The organism is Collimonas sp., from assembly GCF_035566555.1.
GTDB lineage: Bacteria > Pseudomonadota > Gammaproteobacteria > Burkholderiales > Burkholderiaceae_D > Collimonas.
Genome location: NZ_DATMRB010000103.1, coordinates 1 through 23991, shown reverse-complemented (window position 1 = coordinate 23991; position 23991 = coordinate 1). Strand labels below are relative to the sequence as shown.

At 61.8% G+C, this 23991-nt stretch carries 24 protein-coding genes and 1 pseudogene; 17 read left to right on the top strand and 8 right to left on the bottom strand.

From position 1 onward, the window contains the following. Position 1: 1 nt before the first annotated feature. Positions 2-892: a LysR family transcriptional regulator gene (locus tag VNZ65_RS13690; RefSeq protein WP_325669871.1), complete on the bottom strand. Its 891-nt coding sequence runs from the start codon at positions 890-892 to the stop codon at positions 2-4. 122 nt (positions 893-1014) lie between these two features. On the opposite strand from VNZ65_RS13690, the gene VNZ65_RS13685 reads away from it, so the two are divergent. The 4 genes from VNZ65_RS13685 to VNZ65_RS13670 all read left to right on the top strand — a co-directional run bounded on the left by VNZ65_RS13685 (position 1015) and on the right by VNZ65_RS13670 (position 5034). Further along, positions 1015-2037 carry an aldo/keto reductase gene (locus tag VNZ65_RS13685; RefSeq protein WP_325669869.1) on the top strand — a complete coding sequence of 341 codons (1023 nt, stop codon included), beginning with the start codon at positions 1015-1017 and terminating at the stop codon, positions 2035-2037. Positions 2038-2041: 4 nt separating this feature from the next. Further along, positions 2042-2464, top strand: coding sequence for an SRPBCC family protein (locus VNZ65_RS13680; RefSeq protein ID WP_325669867.1), 423 nt, complete (start codon positions 2042-2044; stop codon positions 2462-2464). A 183-nt stretch (positions 2465-2647) separates the two neighbouring features. Then, positions 2648-4084 carry an aldehyde dehydrogenase family protein gene (locus tag VNZ65_RS13675; protein WP_325669865.1) on the top strand — a complete coding sequence of 479 codons (1437 nt, stop codon included), beginning with the start codon at positions 2648-2650 and terminating at the stop codon, positions 4082-4084. 5 nt (positions 4085-4089) lie between these two features. Then, a complete protein-coding gene (locus VNZ65_RS13670) occupies positions 4090-5034 on the top strand; it encodes an AraC family transcriptional regulator (RefSeq protein ID WP_325669864.1) in 945 nt (314 codons plus the stop codon). 6 nt (positions 5035-5040) lie between these two features. On the opposite strand, the gene VNZ65_RS13665 is transcribed toward VNZ65_RS13670, so the two are convergent. Continuing rightward, positions 5041-6519: a PLP-dependent aminotransferase family protein gene (locus tag VNZ65_RS13665; protein ID WP_325669862.1), complete on the bottom strand. Its 1479-nt coding sequence runs from the start codon at positions 6517-6519 to the stop codon at positions 5041-5043. Positions 6520-6656: 137 nt separating this feature from the next. Here VNZ65_RS13665 and VNZ65_RS13660 point away from each other — a divergent pair. Beyond that, positions 6657-7373, top strand: a pseudogene (locus VNZ65_RS13660) (GNAT family N-acetyltransferase); the annotation flags it as partial. Between the two features lie 29 nt (positions 7374-7402). Further along, the gene (locus VNZ65_RS13655) at positions 7403-8629 is read left to right on the top strand and encodes an aminotransferase class I/II-fold pyridoxal phosphate-dependent enzyme (protein WP_325669858.1); all 1227 of its coding nucleotides are present in this window, start codon (positions 7403-7405) and stop codon (positions 8627-8629) included. Between the two features lie 30 nt (positions 8630-8659). Here VNZ65_RS13655 and VNZ65_RS13650 read toward each other — a convergent pair whose 3' ends face one another. Continuing rightward, on the bottom strand, positions 8660-10246 hold the full coding sequence (locus tag VNZ65_RS13650) for a porin (protein WP_325669856.1): 1587 nt from the start codon (positions 10244-10246) through the stop codon (positions 8660-8662). Between the two features lie 282 nt (positions 10247-10528). Here VNZ65_RS13650 and VNZ65_RS13645 point away from each other — a divergent pair, with 282 nt between their 5' ends. Beyond that, a complete protein-coding gene (locus tag VNZ65_RS13645) occupies positions 10529-11716 on the top strand; it encodes a glycerophosphodiester phosphodiesterase family protein (RefSeq protein ID WP_325669854.1) in 1188 nt (395 codons plus the stop codon). Positions 11717-11752: 36 nt separating this feature from the next. Here VNZ65_RS13645 and VNZ65_RS13640 read toward each other — a convergent pair whose 3' ends face one another. After that, the gene (locus VNZ65_RS13640; RefSeq protein WP_325669852.1) at positions 11753-12481 is read right to left on the bottom strand and encodes a hypothetical protein; all 729 of its coding nucleotides are present in this window, start codon (positions 12479-12481) and stop codon (positions 11753-11755) included. Positions 12482-12801: 320 nt separating this feature from the next. Here VNZ65_RS13640 and VNZ65_RS13635 point away from each other — a divergent pair, with 320 nt between their 5' ends. The 7 genes from VNZ65_RS13635 (at position 12802) to arsH (ending at position 17404) form a co-directional block, all read left to right on the top strand. Continuing rightward, the gene (locus VNZ65_RS13635) at positions 12802-13488 is read left to right on the top strand and encodes a substrate-binding domain-containing protein (protein WP_325669850.1); all 687 of its coding nucleotides are present in this window, start codon (positions 12802-12804) and stop codon (positions 13486-13488) included. A 63-nt stretch (positions 13489-13551) separates the two neighbouring features. Continuing rightward, positions 13552-13950: a hypothetical protein gene (locus tag VNZ65_RS13630; protein ID WP_325669887.1), complete on the top strand. Its 399-nt coding sequence runs from the start codon at positions 13552-13554 to the stop codon at positions 13948-13950. Between the two features lie 69 nt (positions 13951-14019). Next, a complete protein-coding gene (locus tag VNZ65_RS13625; RefSeq protein WP_325669848.1) occupies positions 14020-14697 on the top strand; it encodes a formylglycine-generating enzyme family protein in 678 nt (225 codons plus the stop codon). Positions 14698-14819: 122 nt separating this feature from the next. Next, the gene (locus VNZ65_RS13620) at positions 14820-15161 is read left to right on the top strand and encodes a metalloregulator ArsR/SmtB family transcription factor (protein ID WP_325669846.1); all 342 of its coding nucleotides are present in this window, start codon (positions 14820-14822) and stop codon (positions 15159-15161) included. A gap of 38 nt (positions 15162-15199) precedes the next feature. Next, positions 15200-16219 (top strand): ACR3 family arsenite efflux transporter, encoded by a 1020-nt coding sequence (gene arsB / locus VNZ65_RS13615; RefSeq protein WP_325669885.1) that lies wholly within the window; start codon positions 15200-15202, stop codon positions 16217-16219. A gap of 50 nt (positions 16220-16269) precedes the next feature. Beyond that, a complete protein-coding gene (gene arsC / locus VNZ65_RS13610) occupies positions 16270-16692 on the top strand; it encodes an arsenate reductase (glutaredoxin) (protein ID WP_325669844.1) in 423 nt (140 codons plus the stop codon). After that, a complete protein-coding gene (arsH, locus tag VNZ65_RS13605; protein ID WP_414649131.1) occupies positions 16667-17404 on the top strand; it encodes an arsenical resistance protein ArsH in 738 nt (245 codons plus the stop codon). The genes arsC and arsH overlap by 26 nt, the downstream gene beginning before the upstream one ends. 49 nt (positions 17405-17453) lie before the next feature. Here arsH and VNZ65_RS13600 read toward each other — a convergent pair whose 3' ends face one another. Both VNZ65_RS13600 and VNZ65_RS13595 read right to left on the bottom strand, forming a co-directional pair. Continuing rightward, entirely contained in the window at positions 17454-19085 is a 1632-nt protein-coding gene (locus VNZ65_RS13600) for a rhodanese homology domain-containing protein (protein ID WP_325669840.1), read from the bottom strand. Next, positions 19082-19690: a cysteine dioxygenase gene (locus VNZ65_RS13595; protein ID WP_325669838.1), complete on the bottom strand. Its 609-nt coding sequence runs from the start codon at positions 19688-19690 to the stop codon at positions 19082-19084. Before VNZ65_RS13595 ends, VNZ65_RS13600 begins: the two co-directional genes overlap by 4 nt. A gap of 295 nt (positions 19691-19985) precedes the next feature. On the opposite strand from VNZ65_RS13595, the gene VNZ65_RS13590 reads away from it, so the two are divergent. Genes VNZ65_RS13590 through VNZ65_RS13580 form a run of 3 tightly spaced genes read left to right on the top strand, consistent with a single transcriptional unit; the run spans position 19986 to position 21986 of the window. After that, on the top strand, positions 19986-20723 hold the full coding sequence (locus tag VNZ65_RS13590) for a TonB family protein (protein WP_325669836.1): 738 nt from the start codon (positions 19986-19988) through the stop codon (positions 20721-20723). Positions 20724-20752: 29 nt separating this feature from the next. Continuing rightward, positions 20753-21556, top strand: coding sequence for a MotA/TolQ/ExbB proton channel family protein (locus VNZ65_RS13585; protein WP_325669834.1), 804 nt, complete (start codon positions 20753-20755; stop codon positions 21554-21556). 1 nt (position 21557) lies between these two features. Then, positions 21558-21986 (top strand): biopolymer transporter ExbD, encoded by a 429-nt coding sequence (locus VNZ65_RS13580; protein ID WP_325669832.1) that lies wholly within the window; start codon positions 21558-21560, stop codon positions 21984-21986. A 111-nt stretch (positions 21987-22097) separates the two neighbouring features. Here the strand turns inward: VNZ65_RS13580 and VNZ65_RS13575 are convergent, their stop codons facing one another. Further along, positions 22098-22787 (bottom strand): peroxiredoxin-like family protein, encoded by a 690-nt coding sequence (locus VNZ65_RS13575; protein ID WP_325669829.1) that lies wholly within the window; start codon positions 22785-22787, stop codon positions 22098-22100. A 26-nt stretch (positions 22788-22813) separates the two neighbouring features. Then, positions 22814-23991, bottom strand: a 1178-nt coding sequence (locus VNZ65_RS13570) for an LLM class flavin-dependent oxidoreductase (protein WP_325669827.1), incomplete at its 5' end; no start/stop codon positions are given.

Below are 23991 nucleotides of genomic sequence, written 5' to 3'. Positions count from 1 at the left end.
GTCAGACCCCTTGCAGCAAGGTTTCGCGGAAAGTCGCCACCAGCGGCCGCAGGTTGACGCGATGCCAGGCTGCCCATAGCGGCGTGCGGTAACTGAACCAGGGCAGTTCGCGCAGCACCACGGCGGCGGGCGCATGATGGCGCAGGCTGTGCTGGATCATCGCCATGCCCAGGCCGGCGCCGACCAGGCCGAGCGCGGTCAGAGGCTCGGTCGCTTCCATCTTGATGTCCGGCGTAAAGCCGGCGCGGGCGCAGGCGGCGACGAAATTGTCGTGCTTCAGCACGCTTTCCTTGTGCAGCACGGCGATCCATTCCTGGCCTTCCAGATCGGCCGGCGCCAGCGTGGCGCGCGCGGCCAGCGGATGCTCCCTGGGCAGCGCCAGCAGCATGGCGTCGCTCAGCACCTGGGCGCAATCGAGGTCGGGGTCGTCCTTGGACGGCGGTTCGCATACCAGGGCGACGTCCAGGCTGCGCTGGCGCAATCCCTCCAGTTGTTCGGCCGAGTGCATGTTGTAGAGCGCGATATGCACCGCCGAGCGGCCATCGCGCAGCCGGCGCAGGGCGTCCGGCAAGACGCCGGAATGCATGGCGTTTTCAATGTAGCCCAGGCAAAGGCCGCCTTCCTCGCCGCGCCCCAGCCGTTTCGCCAGCGATTCCAGGCGGTTGCCATGGGTCAGGAAGGCGCGTACTTCCGCCAGGAAGGTGTGGCCGTCGCGCGTCAGGCGGATACGCTGCTGGCTGCGCTCGAACAAGGTCAGGCCGAGCCTATCTTCCAGCTGGGCGATCTGCCGGCTGAGCGGCGATTGCGAGATATGCAGGCGCTCGGCGGCGCGGCCGACGTTCTCTTCCTCGGCGACGGCGACGAAATAATGCAATTGGCGTATGTCCAACATGTCAGACCTTCAAGGACTCAAGATAGTCTAATTATGTCTTGGACTGCATTAACTGTGCAAGCTATCCTTGTCTTCGCTGCTTGAGAAAGCATCGCTACTCCATTCACCAGCAAGGATAAATCATGAGCATCAAAGACAAACTGACGGGCAAGCTAGGTTTCGGTACCGCGCCCCTGGGCAATATGTTCCGCAACATTCCCGAGGAAGAAGCCCTGGCGACGGTCGACGCCGCCTGGGAGCATGGCGTACGCTATTTCGACACCGCGCCGTTTTATGGCGCCGGCCTGGCTGAAATACGGCTGGGCAATGCGCTGGCCCAGCGCCGCCGCGACGACTATGTCTTGAGCACCAAGGTCGGCCGCGTCATCCTCGATGAACTGGAAGATCCGGCGACGCGCGATCTTGGAGAAAAAGGCGGCCTGTTCGAGTTCGGCCGTCCCAACAAGATGATCAACGACTACAGCGCCGATGCCACGCTGCGTTCGATCGAGGATAGCCTGAAGCGCTTGAACACCGACCGCCTGGACATCGTCTGGGTTCACGACATCGCCCAGGACTTCTATGGCGACGAATGGCTGGCGCAATTCGAGATTGCCCGTACCGGCGCGTTCCGGGTGCTGAGCCGCTTGCGCGAGGAAGGCGTCATCAAGGCCTGGGGCCTGGGAGTGAACCGGGTCGAGCCATGCGAACTGACGCTCGACCTGAGCGAAGCGCAGCCGGACGGTTTCCTGCTGGCAGGCCGCTACACGCTGCTCGACCATGAGCGAGCGCTGCAACGGCTGATGCCGGCGGCGGCCAAGGCCGGCGTAGATATCGTCGTCGGCGGCCCATACAGCTCAGGGATCCTGGCCGGCGGCAGCCATTTCGAATACCAGAAGGCGCCGCCCGCGATCATTGCCCGGGTCGAACGCCTCAAGGCCATCGCCAACCGCCACCAGGTCAGCATCAAGGCGGCCGCACTGCAGTTCTCGCTGGCCAATCCGGCAGTCGCAGCGGTGATCCCCGGCGCCAGCCGTCCTGAACGCATTGCGGAAGATGCACAGGCGCTCAATGCAGCGATCCCGGCCGCGTTCTGGCAAGAGATCCGGCAAGAAAAACTGGTGGCAGGCGACGCACCGTTGCCAGTTACCGGTGCAAAGGAGTAAAGCCATGGCCAGCACAAGTGCAAGCATCGAAATCGCCACCACGGCAGAGCGCGTATGGCAGCTGATCGGCGGCTTCAATTCGCTGCCCGACTGGCTGCCCTATATCCCGGGCAGCGAGCTGAGCGAGGGCGGGCGGGTGCGCAGCCTGAAAACGCCGGAGGGCGAGCTCATCGTCGAACGCCTGGAAAGCTTCAGCCAGCAGGACCGTTCCTATAGCTACTCGATCCTGCAGGCGCCGTTTCCTGCGACGCACTACCTGTCCACTCTCCAGGTAAGGGAAATTGCGGGAGGGCAGGCTGCGCTGGTGGTGTGGTCGGGCAGCTTCGTGGCGGCCGGCGTCAGCGACGAGGAAATCAGCAGCCTGTTTCATGGGATTTACCGGGATGGATTACAGGCGCTGAAACAGCGCATGCTCGCAAGCGGCTGACTTGCGCGATAAAGGACGACGCCCTGAGCCTGGATGTTAATTATCTTTCTGGTAATTATTTCCGGGTTCAGGGATTCCGCGATTTCGGCAGGATCAGGCAATCCTCGCACAGCATTGAGCTACCCCGTTCTCCGGCCTCCCGCCTAAGATGAATCCAGGCATTCACTCATCAGCGGAGATCCCATGAAAACGGTAGACCACATTTATATCAACGGCAGCTTCGTTAAACCGCACGGCAAGGAAGTGCTGGAGCTTGTCAATCCCTCGACCCGGGCGCTCGTCGCCCGGGTTACCCTGGCGGACGAACAGGATGCGCAGGCAGCGATCGCTGCCGCAAAAGCTGCCTACCCGAGCTTTTCGCGCAGCAGCAAGGAGCTGCGCATGGACTATCTGCAGCGCCTGCATGACGCCGTCGCGGCGCGCTCGGAGGAACTGCTGGAGGTCATGATTGAAGAATACGGCGGTCCGCTGCGGATCAGCAAGGCCAGCACGCAGCGTGCGGCCGCCAGTTTTCTGCAGGCCAGGGAGCTGTTGAAGACTTTCGAGTTCGTTCAGCATGTCGGGATCTCGAAAGTCGTGCTGGAACCGCTGGGCGTGGTCGGCCTGATTACCCCTTGGAACGCCAACTACAGCTTCATCTGCGGCAAATTGGCGATGGCGATTGCCGCCGGCAGCACCGCAGTCATCAAGCCGAGCGAACTGAGCGCTCGGCAGACTCAGTTGCTGACCGAATGCCTGCACGCGGCTGATTTGCCGCCTGGCGTGTTCAATATCGTGACCGGGCGTGGGGCGACGGTGGGGGCAGAGATGACCCGTCATCCCGATATCGCGAAGATTTCGTTCACCGGATCGACGGTGGTCGGGAAAACCATCGCCCGCGGCGCGGTCGATACCATGAAACGGGTCACGCTGGAGCTGGGCGGCAAATCTCCCAACCTGATCCTGGACGATGCCGATCTGGCAACAGCCATTCCACTGGCCGTGGCTTCGGCGACGGTCAACAGCGGCCAGGCTTGCATGGCGGGGACGCGCCTGCTGGTGCCGGAAAGCCGGCTCGACGAAATCAAGCGCCTGGTGAAAGAAGCGATGCAGGCTCTGCAGGTAGGCAATCCGCACGACAGCGCTACGGCGATCGGGCCGATGGTGACGCAAACGCAGTATGATCGGGTGCAGCGCTATATCCACTTGGGGATCGAAGAGGGCGCGGAACTGCTGACCGGCGGCCCCGGGCATCCGGCCGGCCTTGAGCACGGCTACTTTGTGCAACCCACCGTGTTCGCCAACGTCACCGCGGATATGCGGATTGCGCAGGAAGAAATTTTCGGACCGGTGCTGGTAATCCTCAGCTATAAGACCGAAGCTGAAGCGATAGCAATGGCAAACGACACGATTTATGGCTTGCAGGCATTCGTCAGTTCCGCCGATCTGGCGCGGGCGAACCGGGTGGCTGCCCAGATCGTCGCCGGCCGGGTGTTTATCAACGGCATGTACGACGAACCGCGCGCGCCGTTCGGCGGCTTCAAGCAGTCCGGCATCGGCCGCGAGTTTGGCCGCTATGGACTGGAGGCTTATCTGGAACCTAAAGCCGTCATGGGACACGGTGAAACCAGTGGACTGTAACAGCAATGAAAATACACGATAACGGCGACAACTCAGGATGCCCGGACGGCCCGCTGGATCTGCTGCGGGACGAAGCTCTCAGTCATTTCGACGGTGTGCCCGAGAGTCAGCGCGACATGCCCAGCGCGCTGCCGTATCTCTCGTTCATCCGCTTTACCCGTCCGACCGAACTGACCAGGGGCATGCTGGAACCGTCCATGTGCCTGGTGCTGCAAGGAAGGAAGAAAGTCCTGATCGGCAGCCAGATCTCGCACTACGGGCGCGGCAGCTATGTGCTTTCCGCCATCGACATGCCGGTTTCCGGCCAAGTCTCGGAAGCCTCGCTTGCCGAGCCCTATCTGGGGATCAGGATTGCGCTGGCCCCCAGGGAAATTGCAGCGCAGATCATTGAACACAAGCTGACGGTTCCCAAGAACTCACCGCCGCGCGCCGCCGCTTATGTGGAAGCCGCGGACGCCGAGCTGCAGGACGCCTTCCTGCGGCTGGCAAGGCTGCTGAAGAAGCCGCGCGACCTGGCCGCGCTGGCGCCGCTGGTCAAGCAGGAAATCCTGTATCGCCTGATCAGCGCCAAGGATGGCGGCCTGCTGGGGCAGACGGTGTTGGCTCACCATCAGGAAAAAGGCGTTAACCAGGCAATTCACTGGATCAAGACCAACTATGCCGAACCGATGCACATTGAAAAACTGGCGAAGGCCGTCAGCATGAGCGTGTCCAATCTGCACCACCGCTTCAAGGCCATCACCGTGATGAGTCCTTTGCAATATCAAAAGCAGGTACGCTTGCTGGAAGCGCGCAAGCTGCTTCTGGGCGGCCACATTGAAGCTGCCACCGTCGCTTTCAAGGTCGGCTATGAGAGCCCGTCGCAGTTCAGCCGGGAATACCGCAGGCTGTTCGGCGCCTCGCCGTTGCAAGACATGGAGTACCTGAAGCATCACGAACTGGATCAATAGCGCCGGCTAGGAAATGTCGGCCGCGCGGGCCAGCTGCGACAGCCGCCTGACCAGGGGTTCAAACAATTCCGCCGGCGTATTGCCGTATCCCAGCACCAGGCCGTTGTCTTCGGGCATGGGATGCAATGCAAAACCTGAGAGCGGACTGGGGGCGATGCCGTAGCGGCGCGCCGCTTCGGCGATCTTGCGGTCAGGATAACAAGCCGGCAGGCGCAGGGTCAGGTGCAAGCCGCAGTGCCCGCCCTCGATGGCATGCGGCAGGCGTAGATGTCGCTGCAGGGCTTCGCGCAACGCTTGCTGGCGGTCGCGGTACAAGCGCCGCATGCGTCCCAGGTGACGGCTAAACTGGCCGCTTTCGATAAATTCCGCCAGCGCCAGCTGTTCGTAGCGGTGGCCGCCGCGCAGCATTTCTTCCAGCGCTATCTGCATCGGCGCCAGCAGCTCAGCCGGCAGCACCAGGAAGCCCAGCCGCAAGGATGGAAACATGGTCTTGCTGAAAGTACCGACATACAGCACCGGCGCCTGCGCCACCAGCCCCTGCATGGCGCCGATGGATTCGCCGGCGTGGCGGAATTCGCTGTCGTAGTCGTCTTCGATGATCCAGGCGCGGTGCTGGCGCGCTAGCGCGATCAGTTCCAGGCGGCGCGCCACGGTCAGCACCGCGCCGGCCGGATACTGGTGCGAAGGCGTGGCGTAGATCAGGCGCGGCGGCCGCGTTTTCCAGTCATCTGCCGTCGCGATCAGGCCGTCGGCGTCGACCCGCATGGGGACGATGCGCAGGTCGCCCGCATGCATCGCAGCCTTGGCGCCGCGGTAGCCCGGATCTTCTACCCAGGCGGTATCGCCAGGATTACTTAATAAACGTACGCATAGCAACAGCGCTTCTTGCGCACCCTCGGTGATGATGATCTGGGCCGGGTCGCAACGTACGCCGCGCGCCATGCCCAGATGGCGGGCGATGGCGGTGCGCAAGGCCGGTTCTCCCAGAGGGTCGCCATAACCCAGGGCCGTTGCGCCAGCGTGGCGCAGCGCTCGGTCAAGCGCACGGCGCCAGGCCGCCAGTGGAAAATGGGACAATGCCGGGACGCCCGGGCGCAGCACTACGCCGGCACCGGTGCGCGGCGCGCTTGGCTGGATGCGCGCCAGGCGCTGTGCGATCAGTGGCGCAGACGGCGCGGCCGACCTTGCGCGCGCTGGTGGCGGATGCGACAAGGCCGCCACCCTGGTTCCCTGGCGGTCAGGTTGCACATAGCCTTCGGCGGCCAGCAGATCGTAGGCGGCAGTGACCGTGTTGCGTGAAATCGACAGTGCCTCGGCCAGCGCACGCGAACCCGGCAGCCGGCTGCCGGCCACCAGGCCGCCGTCCAGGATGGCGGCCTTGATGCGCCGGTATAACTGCCGCTGCATGGGCGCGGCAGCGGCGTCTTTGTCCAGCGGCGCTTCCAGCAAAGCCTGTGGCGCGAGAGCGGAGGAAACCGTGGTCATGGGAATTTGAAGGGTCTGGGCAAAAATTGCGTGGCACCATGAAATAGTCATGATGTGGATCTTTTTCTGGGTCCACGAAGCGCATACTTTAGCACATGCCCGGCGCATGTCGGGCATGACCAGCCGAGGAAGCGTATATGAAGAGTATCTTGAACCAGTACCAGCAGCCGGTCGGCGCCCCGGTGCCCGGCTGGACGCCGCGCGCAGTGCCGCCGCGCCAGCCGATCGAAGGACGCTACTGCCGCCTGGAAGCGCTGGAGCCGCAGCGCCATGCGGCAGAGCTGTACGCGGCGTATAGCCAGGCGCCGGATGAGCGCGACTGGACCTACCTGTCGACCGGCCCGTTCGCCGATGCCGACGCCTATCGTGCGTATGCCGAGCGTGCTGCGCTCAGTACCGATCCCTTGCACTACGTGGTCATCGAGCGCAGGTCCGGGAAGGCGGTCGGCACCCTGGCGCTGATGCGGATCGACCCGGCCAACGGCGTCATCGAAGTCGGGTTTGTCACGTTTTCGCCGCTATTGAAGCGCACGCCGGTTTCCAGCGAAGCCCAGTACCTGCTGATGAAGCATGTGTTCGATGAGCTCGGCTATCGCCGCTACGAATGGAAGTGCGACAGCCTCAACGCGCCTTCGCGCCAGGCCGCCGCGCGCCTCGGCTTCCAGTTCGAGGGCATCTTCCGCCAGGCCGTGGTCTACAAGGGGCGCAGCCGCGATACCGCCTGGTTCGCCATCATCGATAGCGACTGGCCGCCGTTGCGCGCTGCCTTTGAAAAATGGCTGGCGCCGGAAAACTTCGACGCCGACGGCCAGCAGCAGCTATCCTTGACGCAGATACGTGCGGCGCAGGCTGCCGGCGGTTTGTTATCCAACCAGGTAGAAAGATGATGTCACAAGATATCCAGGCGCAATTCAAGGCCTTCAGGGAACTCGGCCTCAAGCTGGACATGTCGCGCGGCAAGCCGGCGCCCGAACAGCTGGACCTGTCCAACGCGCTGCTGCAACAACTGGACGGCTACCTGGCGGCAGACGGCACAGATGCGCGCAACTATGGCGTTGCCAGCGGCTTGCCGGAAGCGCGCAGCCTGTTTGCCGAGCTGCTGGAGATTCCCGCCGCCCAGATCGTGGTGGACGGCAGCGCCAGCCTGGCCCTGATGCACGATACGATCGCCTTCTGCCTGCTGCATGGCATCGGCGGCCAGGCGCCGTGGGGCCGCCAGCAGCCGGTCAGTTTCCTGTGCCCGGTGCCGGGTTACGACCGCCATTTCTCGATATGCGAAGCGCTCGGGATCAAGATGATCAACGTGCCTCTGAATGACGATGGCCCGGACATGGCGCTGGTTGAAGAACTGGTGGCAAACGACGCCAGCATCAAAGGCATGTGGTGCGTGCCAAAATACAGCAATCCGTCCGGCGCCGTCTATTCGGCGGCCGTGGTGCAGCGCCTGGCGGCGATGAAGACCGCCGCGCCGGACTTCGTGCTGATGTGGGACGATGCCTACCGGCTGCACCACTTGAGCGAACAGAAGATCGACAGCATCAACATGCTGGAAACCTGCCGCCAAGCCGGCAATCCGGATCGCGCCATCGTCTTTGCCTCGACTTCCAAAGTCACGATGGCCGGCTCCGGCCTGGCCGCGCTAGCCTCGTCCGCGGCCAACATCGCCTGGTGGCAGCGCAATACCTCGGTGCGCAGCATCGGTCCGGACAAGATCAACCAGCTGCGCCATGTGCGCTTCCTGAAAGACCGCGCGCATGTCGAGGCGCTGATGGAGCGTCACCGGCAGCTGCTGAAACCGAAATTCGACGCGGTGCTGGCGCAGTTCGATCTGTATCTCGGCGGCGCCGAAGAAGTGACGTGGACCAAGCCGCTGGGAGGCTACTTCATCGATCTGGTGACGCCGCCCGGCTGCGCCAGGCGCACCATCGCGCTGGCAAAAGAGCTGGGCATCACGCTGACCGCCGCCGGCGCGGCTTTTCCCTATGGCCGCGATGAGCAGGACCGCCATATCCGCATTGCCCCGAGCTTTCCATCGCTGGACGAGATTTCGCAGGCAGCGCAGGGGATCGCGCTGGCTTTGAGAGCGGCATTGGAAGAGCGGCCGCGCTAAGCCGCCCAGGCGGCCGCTTCCAGGTCTGCGTCAGAACTTATAGTTGACGCCGGCCGACACGCCTTGCACATGCCCGCCCGCGTAGCAGTTGGGCGCACCCGATGCGATCGTCTGGCCGTCGTGGCAATCGGTGGTGACGCCACGTCCTCCCGCGCCCAGGTCATAGTGGGCCAGGGGGCGATTGACGGTCACCGCATAGTCGGCGTACCAGGTGGTCTGCTTGTCGATCTTGTGCTTGTAAGCGAGCGTATACATATTGGCGCCGTTGTCCGGATTGCTGGTGCCGATGCCATCCAGCGGGCTGGTATTGTGCTGGCCGGGATCGCCGGGCGTGGCGTTGGCGTGCGCCCAGCCTAGCGACAGGCTGTCGTCTGCCGTCAGGTCTTGCGTCAGCGCCAACCAGTAGCCGTTGCGCGAGCGCTCGTTCTGCTCCGCCAGGTAGGCCGGGATATTCCTGCGCATCACCTCGTAGATGGCGCTGACCGTGGTTTTGGTAGGGAAGGCGTACTGCACCCCGACTTTATAGGCATACTCGTTGCCGACATCGTTCTGATCCAGTCCGGTCGGGCTGGCCAGCGCCTGCGGAGTGGCGGCGACGTCGCCGGTGCGGTTGACGCGGGAATGCAACTCATACGCGCCGGTGACGTACAGCGGCCCGTTTTCATAGGCCAGGTTGGCGCTGTAGGCGCTGCCATAGCTGCCGTCGTTGCAGGCGATGGGGCCGCCGCCGCTGCCAGGAATATTGCCGCCGGTGCAGCTGGATTCGCCGCTAGCCTGGATCGAATTTTCATAGCCGCGGTTCTGACCCGGAGAGATCAGCGCATTGAAGCTCCATCCATTCCACTTGGGCGATTCGTACCACAGCGCGTGGTCAAGGCGGGTACCGAACTCGACCCGGTTATCGCCGCCGGTATTGCCCATGATGACCGAGTAGTCGCCCCACATGCCGGAGAACGGATTCATGCGCGCGGTGGAGGTCTTGTACGGAGCATCGGTCTTGCCCAGCTTGAGCGCGCCCCAGCGGCTGTCGGCCAGGCCGAGATAGCTGTTGCGCGAGGTCAGCGCGCCTTTGACGGTGCTGTCCTGGGCGCTGGTGGAGTTGGACGAACCGGCGGTGGCGGTAATGTCGATCTGCGTTTCCAGCTGGTACACCAGCGACATGGTGTCGCTGAACGGATGCTTGCCGCGTATGCCGACATAGGACAGGTTGGTCGATAAATCGGATTGCCAGCCGTTGTGGCCAACCGGCGAGACGACCCGCGCGCCGCCGACATCGTCATAGGAACTCTTGAATCCCTTGCTGCTGCCATCGACCGATACATCCAGGTTGCCGTAAAACTCGACATCCTTGATCGCTTCGAAGAATTTCCTGGCGCGGTCGCTGACCGCCTGCGGCAAGGCCGCGACTGCATCCGCGTGGCTTTCCTTGGCCACCGGTTGCGCGGCGGTGTCCGCCACTTGCTGAAGTTTGGTGGTCAATAACTTTACTTGTTGTTCCAATGCTTCGATGCGGGCGTCGGTGGCCGGGTCGGCCAGGGCGGCGCCGCAAGACATGAGCGAGGGTATTGAAAATGCAGCAAGCAATGCCGCTCGCTGCGGCTTCATTTTGAATATCATGAGGTCTCCATCGTTATAGAATAATTTTGTGTACGACGATTCAGAGTGCGGCCGCCGACCGCCGCAGGGTGTTGACTTGGCTCAAGTTTTTCAAAAATAGCGGCGGCGCCGTGTTTGAAATGGAAAGCTTTTGTGGTTAATTTGCCGCACTTGCTTGCGGCGCAGGGCAGGAGCGGGGCGGCCATGCCTGTTCGGTAATCGATGTGTAACGCTCTTGCTGTACCATCCGCACTGAGCTGCATCCGGGTACCAGGCATTCCCATTTCAACCAGCAGGGGCCATATGAAATACACCGCTTCATTGATCGCCGCGACCGCTCTGGTCGCAGGCTGCGCTAGCCAGCCGACATCCAACGGCACAACACATTATGCAAATCTCAAGACGCTGGACGGCAAGGCGCCCTTGATCATCGGCCACCGCGGGCTGGCCGGGCTGTATCCGGAAGAAGTGATCGCCGGTTACCAGGCCGCGATCGCCGCCGGCACCGATTCGCTGGAAATGGACCTGATGTCGTCCAGCGACGGCGTGCTGTTCGTCTGCCACAACCCGTTCCTGAGCGACACCACCGATGTCGCCAGCCATCCGGAATTCGCCGCGCGCAAGAAGTCGCGCACGGTGGACGGCGTGGCGATTGCGCCGGAATGGTATATCAGCGATTTCACCGCCGCCGAGCTGAAGACTTTGCGCGTCAAGCAGCCGGTCGCCGTTCGCAGCCATCAGTACGACGGCTTGTATCCGATGGCGACGCTGCAGGAAGTCATCGACCTGGCCAAGGCCACCCGTGCAGCCGACCCCAAGAGCACGCTGACGATTTATCCGGAAACCAAGAATCCGATCTACCAGCGCGCGCTGGGCGTGCCACTGGAAGAAAAGCTGATCGCGATGCTGGAGAAGGAGGGTTGGAACACTCACGATTCACCGGTGTTCGTGCAGTCGTTTGAACCGGAGAGCCTGAAGCTGATGCGCCGTCTCGGCCTGAAGACCAAAGTGATACAGCTGATGGATGGCGATGGCACGGACTTCAAGACCGGCGTCATGACTTACGGTTCACCGGACACCGCCAAGCCTTTCTCCTGGCTGCAAAAAGGCGATCCGCGCACCTTCGCCGCCATGGCGACGCCCGAGGGCCTGGCTGAAGTCAAGACCTACGCCGACGGCATCGGTCCATGGAAGCTGTACATCCTGCCGCCGCAGGGCGTAGATGCCGCCGGCAACGCCGTCAAGCAGCTGTCGGATGCCTCCAACATGGCGCCGACCAGCCTGATCGCCGATGCCCACCGCCTGGGCCTGTTGGTGCATCCATTTACCTTCCGCGACGAGCCGGCGCGCTTGACGCGCACATACAACGGCGATCCGAAAGCCGAGTACAAGGCTTATTTCGAACTCGGCGTGGATGGCGTGTTCACCGACTTCACGCCGACCGCCAAGGCGGCGCGGGACGAATGGCTGGCGGCTAAGCAAGCCCGGTAATGCCTGGCCCAGGCGAGCCGCATCAGGCCGTGGCTGCTAGGGCTTGAACCTGAGGCCGCCGCCAGGCGTGGTAACGATGACCCTGCCTGGCAAATGGGGAGTCCGGCTTGAGCGGCCTTCACGATAAGTATCTGCCGTGAACGGCAGCGGCGGCGGGCTGGCCGGTTGCGCTTGCTGTTCATCGGCATATCGCTGCTTGCGTAGCGATTCGCCCAGCGCGGAAGCGGGTATATGGCGACTGTTAAAAGGGGCCGGGATATTCGCCGCAGGCAAGCTGTCCCGCCGTGCGCCTGGATCTGGCCGCACTGCGGTCGTCCTGCCATGCCGGGAAAAGTCGCAAAAGCCTATGCCTTTGGGCATGGCTGAATACGGCGGCCGCAACGATTCGCCGCCGCCACCGCTGAATTTCAAGCCATCCGGCGTCACGCCGATCCTGAAGCCGACGCTATTCTCGCTATAGCTTGGCATGTTGCGGCAGTCATCGCTCTCGTCCCGTAGAGAAATCCCGGTTTTGGCTGCATCCGGCGCAGCCTTTCTGATTCGCGACGATAATAGTCGCTCGCGATCGGCCGGCGGCAAGGCGCTGAACGCGCGTCTGGCTTTGGCGCGGCTCAGGCTATCGAAAGCATTCCTGGTTTTGAGGCGGTTGTCGGCGGCAGAAAATTCGGAGTCGAGGTCGGCGGCCGGGGCGGGGGCAGGTGCGGTAAGCAGGCCGGCGACAATCATGGAGCTGGTGCGAAACAGGTGGGGCAAGCGCTTTCTCATGGGTTTTCCTTAAAACAGTGAGATGTGGGCTGGCGACACGGCTGGCAAAACTGATCTGATCTGGAGCGATCGTTGCGGCTGAACATCTGTCGAGACGTGCGGCATGCATCGATGCGAAGGATATCCGCAGTGCGGATAAAATTTACAGGCTGATCTACGAGTAAATCAGCGAAGCTGAACTCTCGCTGTCATTATATTACAGACAATAATTGTTATCAATTGTGAAAAATAAACTCGGCGGAATAAAAAACTGGATTGCTTCCAGCGTGACGGCAGCGGCGATTGTGTTGCCGCTCACAGCCTCAGCCGCTGAGTTGACCGTGCTCACCTCTGGCGCATACAAACAGGTCGTAGCGGCCATGGCGCCGCAATACGAGGCCAGCACCGGCAACAAGATCATTTTGCAAAACGATACCGCCGGCGGTATTGCCCGTCGCATTGCAGGCGGCGCCGCGTTTGACGTGGTGATCATGACGCCGGATCTGATCGCACAACAGGTTGCCGCACAAAAAGTGAGCGCTGCCAGCGTAGTGAATCTGGCGCGGGTGGGCATCGGGGCGATGGTCCTGACAGGCGCGCCGGTACCGGACATCAGCAGCGTGGAGCGCTTCAAGCAAGCCGTGCTCAACGCCAGGTCGCTCGCTTATATCGATCCCGCCGCGGGCGGCTCCAGCGGAATCTACATGGCGCAGCTGTTCCGGCAATGGGGAATTGCCGATGACATCGCGCACAAGACGGTGAAAGTGCAGGGCGGTTATGTGGCAGATCATCTGCTGAACAATGAGGCGACGCTTGGCTTCCAGCAGATCAGTGAAATCCTGGCGGTCAAAGGCGTGACGCTGGCAGGAGCATTGCCGGCGGAAATCCAGAATTTCACCACCTACACCGCAGCCATCAGCACCGGCAGCCAGCAAACGGCGGCGGCGCAGGCCTTGCTGCGGTTGCTGGCAAGTCCTGAAACGGCGCGGGTGCTGCACGAAAAAGGAATGGAAGCGATCAAGCCTTAGAATAAATCGATTGCACTTAATCACAAGGAGAACGTCGTGCCGGGAAAATGTAAATCATTGTTGATGTGCGCCGCATTGCTGGCGTCCGCGGCTTTCCATGGCAGCGCCATGGCGCAATCGATGGCGGCTCCCGCTGCCGGCAATGCGGTCGCCACGCCGGACAATGCGCTGTTGCTGACCGTGTTCCTGAAACACGACCAGTCACGCCCGCTGGGCGAGTTGAATGCCCAGCTTGCCAAGCAAGGTTTTTACAAGGCATTCCCGCCGGCCGGAGTCGAGGTAGTCAGCTGGTATGTCACGATGGGAATCGGCCAGATCATCACGCTGCGCTTGCCCGCCTCGCGCCTGCGCGAGGTCAACCGCGTGCTCGAAGACACTGCCTGGGGCAGCTACCGGACGGAGTTCTATCCTTCCTATGACTATAAGGCGGTAGCGCTGGCGGAACATGACAAGGCACAGTAAGCGCAGAGCGCGCAAACATTCTTCGAATAGCAAACCCCGATAAAAAGACATGCTGGCATTGTGGAGCACATGAAACATCCGCCTGAACCGCTGACCTTGAAAACAGCACGAATTCCCGCCGGAACCATCGCCATGAGGGACGACAGGACCGGCCGCCGATGGCTGGTCGAACTGCCATCCTTTGCGATCGGATGCTATCCCATCACCCAGGCGCAATATGGCGAAATCAGCGGACAGTGGCCGTCGTCGCATGTCGCCGCCCAATGCCCGGTGGAGAATGTCTCCTGGATTGAGGCGGTCCGTTTCTGCAACCTGCTGTCTCGGGCTGAGGGTCTTGCCGACGGTTATCAATTACATGATGACGAAACGGCAGCCTCGCTGGTTCCCGGAAGCGGGGGCTATCGCCTGCCGGGCGAAGCTGAATGGGAGTATGCATGCCGCGCCGGCAGCAATGGGCCGAGATATGGCGAACTTGGGGATATCGCCTGGTATCGGGACAACTCCGGCGGCAGCACGCAGGAAGTCGGGCAAAAGCAGCCTAACGCGTGGGGGCTATACGACACCTTGGGTAATGTCTGGGAGTGGTGCTCGGACCAGTACGATCCCGAAGTGTATGGCGCCTATCGTGTGTTTCGCGGCGGCGGCTGGTCCGATCTGGAAAGAGGCTGCCTGGCCAGCAATCGCCGGCGCAGCCATCCGACCTTTGCCATCGACGACCTCGGCTTCCGGATTGCCCGGTCGCTTTAGCAGCATTGGTGGGTATCGGTGCCTGCGCCTGGTCAGCGTGTTCCCGCGACTGGCAGCCCTGTACATCCAGATGGAGTGTGGAAACCACTTGATTTATTCAATATTTCAATTATCATTGAAATATGAAAACAAAATCAGTCGTTACCGCTCTGGCGGCGCTTGCCCAGGATTCCCGCCTGGCGATCTTCCGCGCACTGGTGCAAGCCGGCCCTGAAGGTCTGCCCGCCGGGAAAATCGGCGAAATCACGGGCATCTCGCCATCCTCTGTGTCGTTTCACATGAAAGAGCTGTCGCACGCCGATATGGCGACCTCGCGTAACGAGGGACGGTTCGTGATTTACTCGGCCAATTTCGCCACCATGAACGCCTTGCTGGCATTTCTCACTGAAAATTGCTGTGGCGGCAATCCTTACCTGCCGCTCTGTACTCCTGGCTGCGCTCCGGCTGAAAGCGCTTCATCGTGAATAGTCCGCACGTCGCCAGGCCCAGCCCTGGCCTGTCCATGAATCTGTTCGAGCGTTACCTGACTGTCTGGGTCGCCTTGTGCATCGTCGCCGGCATCTTGCTTGGGCAACTGTTTCCCGTAGGCGTGCAGGTAGTAGGCGCGCTGGAAATCGCCAAGGTCAACTTGCCGGTCGGGTTGCTGATCTGGGTGATGATCATCCCGATGCTGCTCAAGATCGATTTTTCAGCGTGGAACCAGGTCAGGGGACATGTCCGCGGCATCGGCGTGACGCTGTTCATCAACTGGGCGGTCAAGCCGTTCTCGATGGCCTTGCTTGCCTGGGTATTCATCCGCCACTGGCTTGCGCCGTATCTGCCGCCCGAGCAGCTGGATTCCTACGTCGCCGGCCTGATCCTGCTGGCCGCCGCGCCATGCACGGCGATGGTGTTCGTGTGGAGTCGCCTGACTGGCGGCGATCCGTACTTTACGCTGTCGCAAGTCGCCATGAACGATTTGATCATGGTATTCGCGTTTGCGCCGCTGGTCGCTCTCCTGCTGGGCGTATCCAGCATCGCCGTACCGTGGGCGACGCTCCTGGCTTCGGTACTGCTGTACATCGTCATTCCCGTGATCATCGCCCAGGTCTGGCGCACATCGCTGCTGCGACGTGGCCAGGCCAGCTTCGATCAGCTGATGGAACGCATCCAGCCCTGGTCCATTGCAGCGCTGCTGCTGACGCTGGTACTGTTATTCGCTTTCCAGGGCAATGCCATCATCGAACAGCCGCTGGTCATCGGCTTGCTGGCCATTCCCATCCTGATACAGGTGTTTTTCAATTCCGCGCTGGCCTACTGGCTCAACAAGATTGTCGGTGAAAAGCATGCCATTGCTTGTCCCTCAGCGCTGATCGGTGCCTCCAATTTCTTTGAGCTGGCGGTGGCCACGGCGATCAGCCTGTTCGGCTTTAAATCCGGCGCTGCGCTCGCCACCGTGGTCGGCGTCCTGATTGAAGTGCCGGTCATGCTGCTGATTGTCGGCATCGTCAACCGCACCAAGGGCTGGTACGAAGGGCGCTGAATCAAGGGCGCAACATCTGTCGCATCGCAAAATCCAGAGAGAGTAGAGCCATGAACATCACGATTTACCACAATCCCGATTGCGGCACCTCCCGCAATACGCTGGCGCTCATACGCAACAGCGGCGTCGAGCCGGAAGTCGTCGAATACCTGAAGCAGCCGCCGTCGCTGGCTACCCTGACTATGCTGATTGCCGATGCCGGCCTCTCGGTGCGCGCTGCGATCCGGCAAAAGGGCAGCCCGTACGCCGAGCTCGACCTGGATGCGCCGGACCTGAGCGATGCGCAATTGCTGGAGGCCATGCTGGCGCATCCGATCCTGATCAACCGGCCGTTTGTCGTGACGCCGCTTGGCACCCGCCTGTGCCGGCCTTCCGAGCTGGTGCTGGATATCCTGCCGTTGCCGCAACAGGCCGCGTTTGCGAAAGAAGATGGCGAAGTCGTGATCAATGCGGAGGGACAGCGTGTCAAATAGCCTGCCTGAATTGCCGAACATTGACGCCGGATACTTCCGCGTGCCGGCCGCCGCCGATTTTTCCGCTGCGCCGCGTGCTACGCATGCGCCGCGCTTTCTGCTGCTATATGGCTCTTTGCGTGAAAAATCCTATAGCCGCCTGTTGACGATGGAAGCGGCGCGCCTGCTGCAAGCCATGGGCGGCGAAACCAGGATCTTCGATCCGCGCGGCTTGCCGCTGCCGGACGGCGAACCGGAGACACATCCCAAGGTGCTGGAACTGCGTGAGCTGGCGCAATGGGCCGAAGGCATGGTCTGGAGCTCGCCCGAGCGCCATGGCGCCATGAGCGGCATCATGAAGGCGCAGATCGACTGGATCCCGCTGTCTATCGGTGCGCTCCGGCCGACCCAGGGGAAAACCCTGGCGGTGATGGAAGTGTCGGGTGGCTCACAGTCGTTCAATGCGGTCAATCAGATGCGCATCCTGGGGCGCTGGATGCGCATGATCACCATCCCCAACCAGTCGTCGGTGGCCAAGGCCTTCCTGGAGTTTGACGACGACGGCCGCATGAAGCCGTCGTCTTACTATGAACGCGTGGTTGATGTGATGGAAGAATTGTTCAAATTCACCTTGCTTACCCGCGACGTTTCTTCATTGCTGGTGGATCGTTACAGCGAACGCAGGGAATCCGCCGCCGAGTTAAGCAAACGGGTAGCGCAAAGATCGATTTAAGCAGAAGCGAGGCGCTGCTGGGCTGGCATCGAAGTTTGAAGGCGCTGCTTCAAATGACAAAAAATCCATGGCTGCCGTCGGCCGCCAGCTGCGCCACCAGGCCATATTCCCAATCCAGATAGGCTTGCATTGCGGCAGCGGGATTGTCGGTGCCTTCATACGGCCGCCGATAGCGGTCGATGCGCGGCGAGGCGAGTGCGGTTTCGCCGGTCTCCAGCGGTAATCCGGCCGCAATCCAGGCTGCGGTACCGCCTTCCAGCACGAACACCGGCTTGCCGGTCAGCTGTTGCGCATCGGCGGCAGCGTAGGCCGCCAGCAGGCTGCTGCCGCAGGTCAGCACGTAACGTTCCGCGGCTGCGGCTTGTTGCAATACGGCCGCCAGCTGCGAGCGCAGGGCAAAGCGGGCGCCGGGGATGTGCTGTTTGACGTAGTTGGCGCTGCTGGTGAAATCGAGCAGGGCGGTGCCGGTAGGCGCCTCTTGCAGCCATTGCGCCAGCTGCTGCACAGTGACAGACTCATGTGGCGCCTGCGGCGGCAAGGTCTGGGACGGGTTGCCGCTTACGCTGAAATGCTGCGGCTGCAGGCCATCCAGCACATGGACTTCCCAGCCCATCTGCGCCAGCCACGAAGCGGTCATGTTGGCGCGCACGCCATCGTCGTCGGCCAGCACGATGCGGGCGCCGCGCACCGGCGCCACGTGGTCGGTTTCCTGCACCAGCTGGCCGCCTGGGGCCGAACTGAAGCCGGGCAGGTGGCCACGGCTATATTCTTCCGGAGTGCGGACATCAAGCCGATAGGTGGTGCGGCCGCTGTCGTTTTGCCAGCGTTCCAGCGTGGCCAGGTCGGCGCGGCCGGCCCCGGCGCGGTCTGCGACCTGCCGGCTGGCGCTTGCGGCTTGCGCATGATATGCACTGTCAGGCTGGTCCAGCGGCCGTTCGCTGAACCTGTGCGTCTTGCCGTGTTCCAGCTGCTGGCCGGCCAGGGTCCAGCCTATGGTGCCGTTGCGCAGGGCGCTGACCGGATTCGGAATGCCGGCGTTGATCAGCGACTGGCTGCCGATGATGCTGCGGGTGCGTCCGGCGCAGTTGACGATGACCCGGGTTTCCGGGCGCGGCGCCAGCGTCCGCACGCGCAGCACCAGTTCGGCGCCGGGTACGCTGATGCCGCCGGGGATGCTCATGGTGTTGTACTCATCGAAACGGCGCGCATCGAGCACCACCACATCGGCGCCGCCGTCCAGCAAGGCTTTGACTTCCGGCGCCGACAACGACGGCGTGTGGCGTTGCGATTCCACCAGCTCGCCGAAAGCCTTGCTGGGGGCATTGACGTCGCGGAAGATTTCGCCGCCGGCGTCGCGCCAGCCCTGCAGGCCGCCGGCCAGCAGATGCACGGCGCTGTAGCCGAGCTGGCGCAGGCGTTGCGCAGCGGCGAGCGCCAGGCCTTCGCCGTCGTCGTACACCACGATGCGGGTGTCGCGGCGCGGGATGCGGCTATAGGCTTCCAGCTCTATGCGTCCCAGCGGCAGGTTGGCGGCGAACAGCGGATGGGCTTCGGCAAAAGGCGCTTCTTCGCGTACATCCAGCAGGGCCAGCTCTTTGCGTTCCAGCAGCGCGGCATGGATTTCTTTGAACGAAAGCGTGGCAAAAGCGGTTTCGGTGTTGTGTGCAGCGGTAGCGGTCATGATTGTTTCAATTCCTTGGATCGGTCCCAGATGTTCGGCAAATGGGCGTTGGAGTAGCCGGAGATGAAGGCTTTGCGGCTGCCGTCTTCGTTAAATACCGAGCGTTGCACGGCGCCGATATTGGCGCCGTAGACGTGGATGCTGACCGAGACGCTGTCGGCCAGCGCGTTGTGCACCTTGTGGATATCGCCCAGGCCGGGCGACAGCAGCTCGACCGCGCCCGGCGTCAGCTTGACCGCCGCGCCGCTGGCCTGCAAGCGGCCGTCCTCTGTGTAGCGGTAAGCCTGGGAATATTCGGCGCCGCGCAGCATGCCGATCAAGCCCCATACCGTATGGTCGTGGATAGGCGTCGCCTGTCCCACTCCCCAGACGAAGCTGACGATAGAGAAGCGCTCGGCGGAATCGGCATGCAGCAGGTATTGCTGGTAGCGCTCAGGCTGCGGCTGCGCATAGGCGTCCGGCAGCCAGTCGTCCGTTGCGATCAACTGCCGCAGCAAGGCGCTGCCGTCGCGCAGGATCTGCACCTCTGGCGGTTTGCTGTCGAGCAGCGCCGCGAATGCCGTGACAAAGTGGCGCAGCCGGCCGGGATTGGGGGCGTGAGGCATGTTCTCCTTTCTTGTTCCGATGGAAAGATCCGTAGTGCCAAGGCGTGCAGGTTAATGGCGCGCAAATCTAAATTAAACGAATTATTTACTATTTTCATATGCGTGGAATGCGCTTGCGAGAGGCTCCGCCAATGACGCGGGCAGCGCCGCCGATACATGAAATATTATGTAATTTTTTTATACTTGTATATAAAAAATAATTCTTTTATTCATATTGTTCATGCGTTTACTATCGGCATGACTATCTCGCAGCGAGGTTTTCCGGAACCCATTTTCACATCGCAAAGCATTCACTATGAGCATAACTACTTTATCGCATCCGAACGATGTCTTCGTGACGTCGCTGCATACGGAGCGGCCATGGTGGAACAAGCCAGGCGCGTTGACCTCGTTTGGCTTGCACGTGGCGGCGATTGCAACGATCTGGGGCTTGTCGCACAAAGTCTTGCCGCCGCCAACGCCGGAACGGGTAATTGAGCTGGTGCTGGCGCCCAAGCAGCTGGCGCCACCGGAGCCGCCCCCACCGCCCAAGGCAGAGCCGCAGAAACCACAAGCGAAGGCCAGCAGCGCCAGACCGTTGCCGGCGCTAGTGGCGCGCAGCACACCGGTTGCGGCGGAACAGGCGGAAGTTGCGGCACCGCCGGTGGTACCCGCCACGCCCGTCGCCCCAGCCGCGGCCGAGCCCGCCAAGAGCGCTGCTCCGGAAGCACCGCCGGCCCAGCCCAAGCCGCGGGTGATCAGCAACGACGGCATTCCCAGCGACTATGTCAACCAGGTGTATAGCCGTATCAGCCGCCACACCAGCTATCCGCGCGCAGCCAAGATGCGCAGGGAAGAAGGGCGCGTTGCTTACAAACTGACGCTGAACCCGCAAGGCGAACTGCTGAAGTACGAAATCCAGGCTTCCGGCAGCGAAGCGCTGGACGATGCGGCAGTAGACGCCATCAAAGGCGCTGCACCGTTCCCGAAATTACCTGACCTGGGCGGCAGTTCTTATCTGCTGGCCGGCGCCATCGTTTTCAAAGTCAACTAGACACGCATCATTTTTCTGAGGAGTACACCATGCATCCATCTGAACTTTCCGCGCATTTATCCCCATTGCAGTTGTTTTTGCAGGCCGACGCTATCGTCAAGGCCATCATGCTGCTGCTGGCGCTGGCTTCGGTCGCCAGCTGGGGCGTCGCGCTGGAAAAGCTGTTTCGCTTCCGCAGCCTGCAGCAGCGCGCTGGTAGCTGGATCGAGGCGCTGGCCGGGCAACGCTCGCTTACCAAGCTTGGCGTGGCGCTGAAAGATAGCCCGGCTGATCCGTTTGCGCGCATCTACCGCGCCATCGTCGGCGAGTGGCATGAGAGCCATCAGCAGGGCTTGCATCAGAGCGAGGCCGAGCGCGACAGCCTGAAGGAAAGGATCAACCGCGTGGCGCAGATCGCCAGCGGTATCGAGATCGAAAAGCTGCAGCGCGGCTTGTCGGTGCTGGCCACGGTCGGTTCGGTGGCGCCGTTCGTCGGCCTGTTCGGCACGGTGTGGGGCATCATGAACGCGTTCCAGGGAATTGCCGCGTCGAATAACACCAGCTTGTCGGTGGTGGCGCCGGGCATCGCCGAGGCCTTGTTTGCGACGGCGCTGGGGCTGGTGGCGGCGATTCCTGCGGTGATCGCCTATAACCGTGCGTCGGGACAGCTGAACAGCTACGCCAATCGGCTCAATACCTTGATCGGCATTACCGAGGTGCAGCTGTCGCGGCAGCTGGAGTCTGGGGAACCGCTGATCGATACCGAGGGTGAACATGAGCATCATGGCAAGACTATCAGCCTGGAGCAGCATGCGCACAAGGGTGGCGCGAAACTGGTTGCGCAGGGAGCTTGAGATGGCGGTTAAATTATCCAATAACGTAGCCGGCCAGTTAGGCGGGCCGGTGAGCGATATCAATGTGACGCCGCTGGTTGACGTCATGCTGGTGCTGCTGATTGTGTTCATGGTGGCAGCGCCGCTGATGGCCTCCGGCGTCAAAGTGGATTTGCCGACTTCCAATGCCAAGCCTTTGAAGGAGGAGAAATTGCCGATTGCTGTCAGTTTGAATGGCGAAGGCAAGATCTACGTCGACAAGAATGAAGTGACTAGCGCGTCGCTGGTCGCCGCTTTGAAACAAGCTTCGGAAGGTGACCTGGAACGGCGTATTAATATCCGCGGCGACAGAGCGCTGGCATACGGTAAGGTAATCGAGGCCATGGGTGAGATCAACGACGCCGGATATTCAAAGATCGCCTTGGTGTCGGAGCCCGCGCCAGCGAAATAGCAGTTAAATGGGGTCAGAGTCGAATTATTGAATGCTCAATAATTCGACTCTGACCCCATTTATTCTGACCCCATTTATTGGTGCGCACGCTGGCATTCGGCAACGGTCGAGTTACGCCGGCAATTGTTGTTCCGCGACGATTTCCTTGACTGCAGCGAGAATCGGTTCTGCTTCGGTGCGTACCAGCCAGTCTGGCGCGACGTCGATGAAACGTATTACGCGTTCGCGGTCGATGATCAGCACTGTCGGCATTGGCAGTTCCCAAGTGCCGGTACCGGTTACTTCGCCGATGGATTTGCCGTTGGCGAGGGCGGCTTGGCGGGAGGCCTGGTTGAAGGTGTACAGGATGCCCAGCTGGCGCGCCAGTTGATTGTCCAGGTCTGAGGCCACCAGAAAATCGAAGTTGTGGCGCAGCTTGATGTCAACCAGGCGTTCCGGAACTTGCGGGCTGACGGCTGCCAGCGTTGCTCCCAGTTTCTTCAGGCCAGGCGCTAATTGGCGCTGGTAATAGGGAAGAGCGATATTGCAGGCGGGGCAGCCGGCGAAGCGGAAGAAGACCAGCACTGCCGGTCCTTGTTCCAGCAGGCTGTCCAGGGTAAGCGTGCCGGTATTGACTTCCTGCAGGCTGAATGGCGCCAGCGCGTCGCCGACTTTGGCGAAACTTGTGCGATCTGCTGTATCGACCAGCAGTTGCCGCTGGTCGATATTGATTTTCAGCGCTTTCGGATCCATCGTGGCGACGCGTTCGGCGTGCAGGTCGGCCAGCAGCTGGCGCAGGGATTCCTTGTTGTTGCTCGGCATGGGATACTCCAGTCAGGGTTGTGTGCTTACGCTGCCAGGCGGCGCGCACTGGTGTAGCGGTTTTCCGGAACGTCCAGTCCAAGGTGGCCGCGCAGGGTGTCGTGGCTGTACTCCTTGCGGTAGATGCCACGAGCCTGCAGCAGTGGCACCACCAGCTCGACGAAGGCATCCAGCTGATGCGGCAGGGTCTCGACCAGGATGAAGCCGTCGGCTGCATTGCCGTCGAACCAGCGCTGGATGGAATCGGCCACGTGTTCGGCTGTGCCGACGAATTCGCGGCGTGGGCTGACGAAGCGCAGGGCGATCTGGCGCAGGCTCAGGTTTTCGTCGCGGGCCAGCTTGACGATGCGTTCAGCGGTGCTGCGGTTGCTGTCGTGGCCGAAGGCGGCGACGTCGGGGAAGGGAGCATCCAGCGGATATGCCGTGAAGTCGTGGTCGTTGAAAGCCCGTCCCAGCATCGGCAATGCATCCTCGATGCGGATCAGCGCCAGCGCTTCCTGGTATTTTTGTTCCGCCTCTTCCGCGGTGGCGGCGACAATGCTGCGCAAGCCTGGAAATACGCCAATGCGGTTAGCGTCGCGGCCGAAACTGACGGCGCGCGCCTTGATATCCTTGTAATAAGCCTGGCTGGATTCGAACGACTCGCTGGCGGTAAAGAACGCATCCGCATGACGTGCCGAGAAATTCCGGCCTTCTTCCGACGCGCCCGCCTGGAAGATCACCGGCTGTCCTTGCTGCGAACGGCTGATGTTGAGCGGCCCGCGCACCGAAAAGAAGGCGCCCTGGTGATTCAATGGATGCAATTTATCGGGATCGAAGAACTGGCCGCCAACCTTGTCATGGGTCAGGGCGTCGTCTTCCCAGGAATCCCACAGGCCTTGTACGGTCTGCAGGTGTTCCGCCGCAATCTTGTAGCGCACCTCGTGCGGCGGATGCTGCGGCTTGCCATAGTTGGCGGCACTGCCGGACAGCCAGGAAGTGACTACGTTCCAGCCGGCGCGGCCGCGGCTGATATGGTCCAGCGAAGCGAACTGGCGCGCTACCGTGTAGGGTTCGCTGTAGCTGACGGTCAGCGTGCCGACCAGGCCGATGCGGGAAGTCACCACGGCCAGCGCCGACAGGATGGTCAGCGGCTCGAAGCGGTTCAGGTAGTGCGGACTGGATTTCTCGGTGATGTGCACGCTGTCGGCGACGAACAGGAAAT

Bases quoted from the DNA above. Each gene is read 5' to 3' on its own strand.
- VNZ65_RS13580 (WP_325669832.1), top strand. From the start codon at position 21,558: ATGGCGGTTAAATTATCCAATAACGTAGCCGGCCAGTTAGGCGGGCCG.
- VNZ65_RS13620 (WP_325669846.1), top strand. From the start codon at position 14,820: ATGAAAACAAAATCAGTCGTTACCGCTCTGGCGGCGCTTGCCCAGGAT.
- VNZ65_RS13595 (WP_325669838.1), bottom strand. From the start codon at position 19,690: ATGCCTCACGCCCCCAATCCCGGCCGGCTGCGCCACTTTGTCACGGCA.
- VNZ65_RS13655 (WP_325669858.1), top strand. From the start codon at position 7,403: ATGATGTCACAAGATATCCAGGCGCAATTCAAGGCCTTCAGGGAACTC.
- VNZ65_RS13675 (WP_325669865.1), top strand. From the start codon at position 2,648: ATGAAAACGGTAGACCACATTTATATCAACGGCAGCTTCGTTAAACCG.
- VNZ65_RS13640 (WP_325669852.1), bottom strand. From the start codon at position 12,481: ATGAGAAAGCGCTTGCCCCACCTGTTTCGCACCAGCTCCATGATTGTC.
- VNZ65_RS13625 (WP_325669848.1), top strand. From the start codon at position 14,020: ATGAAACATCCGCCTGAACCGCTGACCTTGAAAACAGCACGAATTCCC.
- VNZ65_RS13665 (WP_325669862.1), bottom strand. From the start codon at position 6,519: ATGACCACGGTTTCCTCCGCTCTCGCGCCACAGGCTTTGCTGGAAGCG.
- VNZ65_RS13685 (WP_325669869.1), top strand. From the start codon at position 1,015: ATGAGCATCAAAGACAAACTGACGGGCAAGCTAGGTTTCGGTACCGCG.
- VNZ65_RS13575 (WP_325669829.1), bottom strand. From the start codon at position 22,787: ATGCCGAGCAACAACAAGGAATCCCTGCGCCAGCTGCTGGCCGACCTG.
- VNZ65_RS13645 (WP_325669854.1), top strand. From the start codon at position 10,529: ATGAAATACACCGCTTCATTGATCGCCGCGACCGCTCTGGTCGCAGGC.
- arsH (WP_414649131.1), top strand. From the start codon at position 16,667: ATGCGGAGGGACAGCGTGTCAAATAGCCTGCCTGAATTGCCGAACATT.
- arsB (WP_325669885.1), top strand. From the start codon at position 15,200: ATGAATCTGTTCGAGCGTTACCTGACTGTCTGGGTCGCCTTGTGCATC.
- VNZ65_RS13680 (WP_325669867.1), top strand. From the start codon at position 2,042: ATGGCCAGCACAAGTGCAAGCATCGAAATCGCCACCACGGCAGAGCGC.
- VNZ65_RS13630 (WP_325669887.1), top strand. From the start codon at position 13,552: ATGTGCGCCGCATTGCTGGCGTCCGCGGCTTTCCATGGCAGCGCCATG.
- VNZ65_RS13585 (WP_325669834.1), top strand. From the start codon at position 20,753: ATGCATCCATCTGAACTTTCCGCGCATTTATCCCCATTGCAGTTGTTT.
- VNZ65_RS13670 (WP_325669864.1), top strand. From the start codon at position 4,090: ATGAAAATACACGATAACGGCGACAACTCAGGATGCCCGGACGGCCCG.
- VNZ65_RS13650 (WP_325669856.1), bottom strand. From the start codon at position 10,246: ATGATATTCAAAATGAAGCCGCAGCGAGCGGCATTGCTTGCTGCATTT.
- arsC (WP_325669844.1), top strand. From the start codon at position 16,270: ATGAACATCACGATTTACCACAATCCCGATTGCGGCACCTCCCGCAAT.
- VNZ65_RS13590 (WP_325669836.1), top strand. From the start codon at position 19,986: ATGAGCATAACTACTTTATCGCATCCGAACGATGTCTTCGTGACGTCG.
- VNZ65_RS13600 (WP_325669840.1), bottom strand. From the start codon at position 19,085: ATGACCGCTACCGCTGCACACAACACCGAAACCGCTTTTGCCACGCTT.
- VNZ65_RS13690 (WP_325669871.1), bottom strand. From the start codon at position 892: ATGTTGGACATACGCCAATTGCATTATTTCGTCGCCGTCGCCGAGGAA.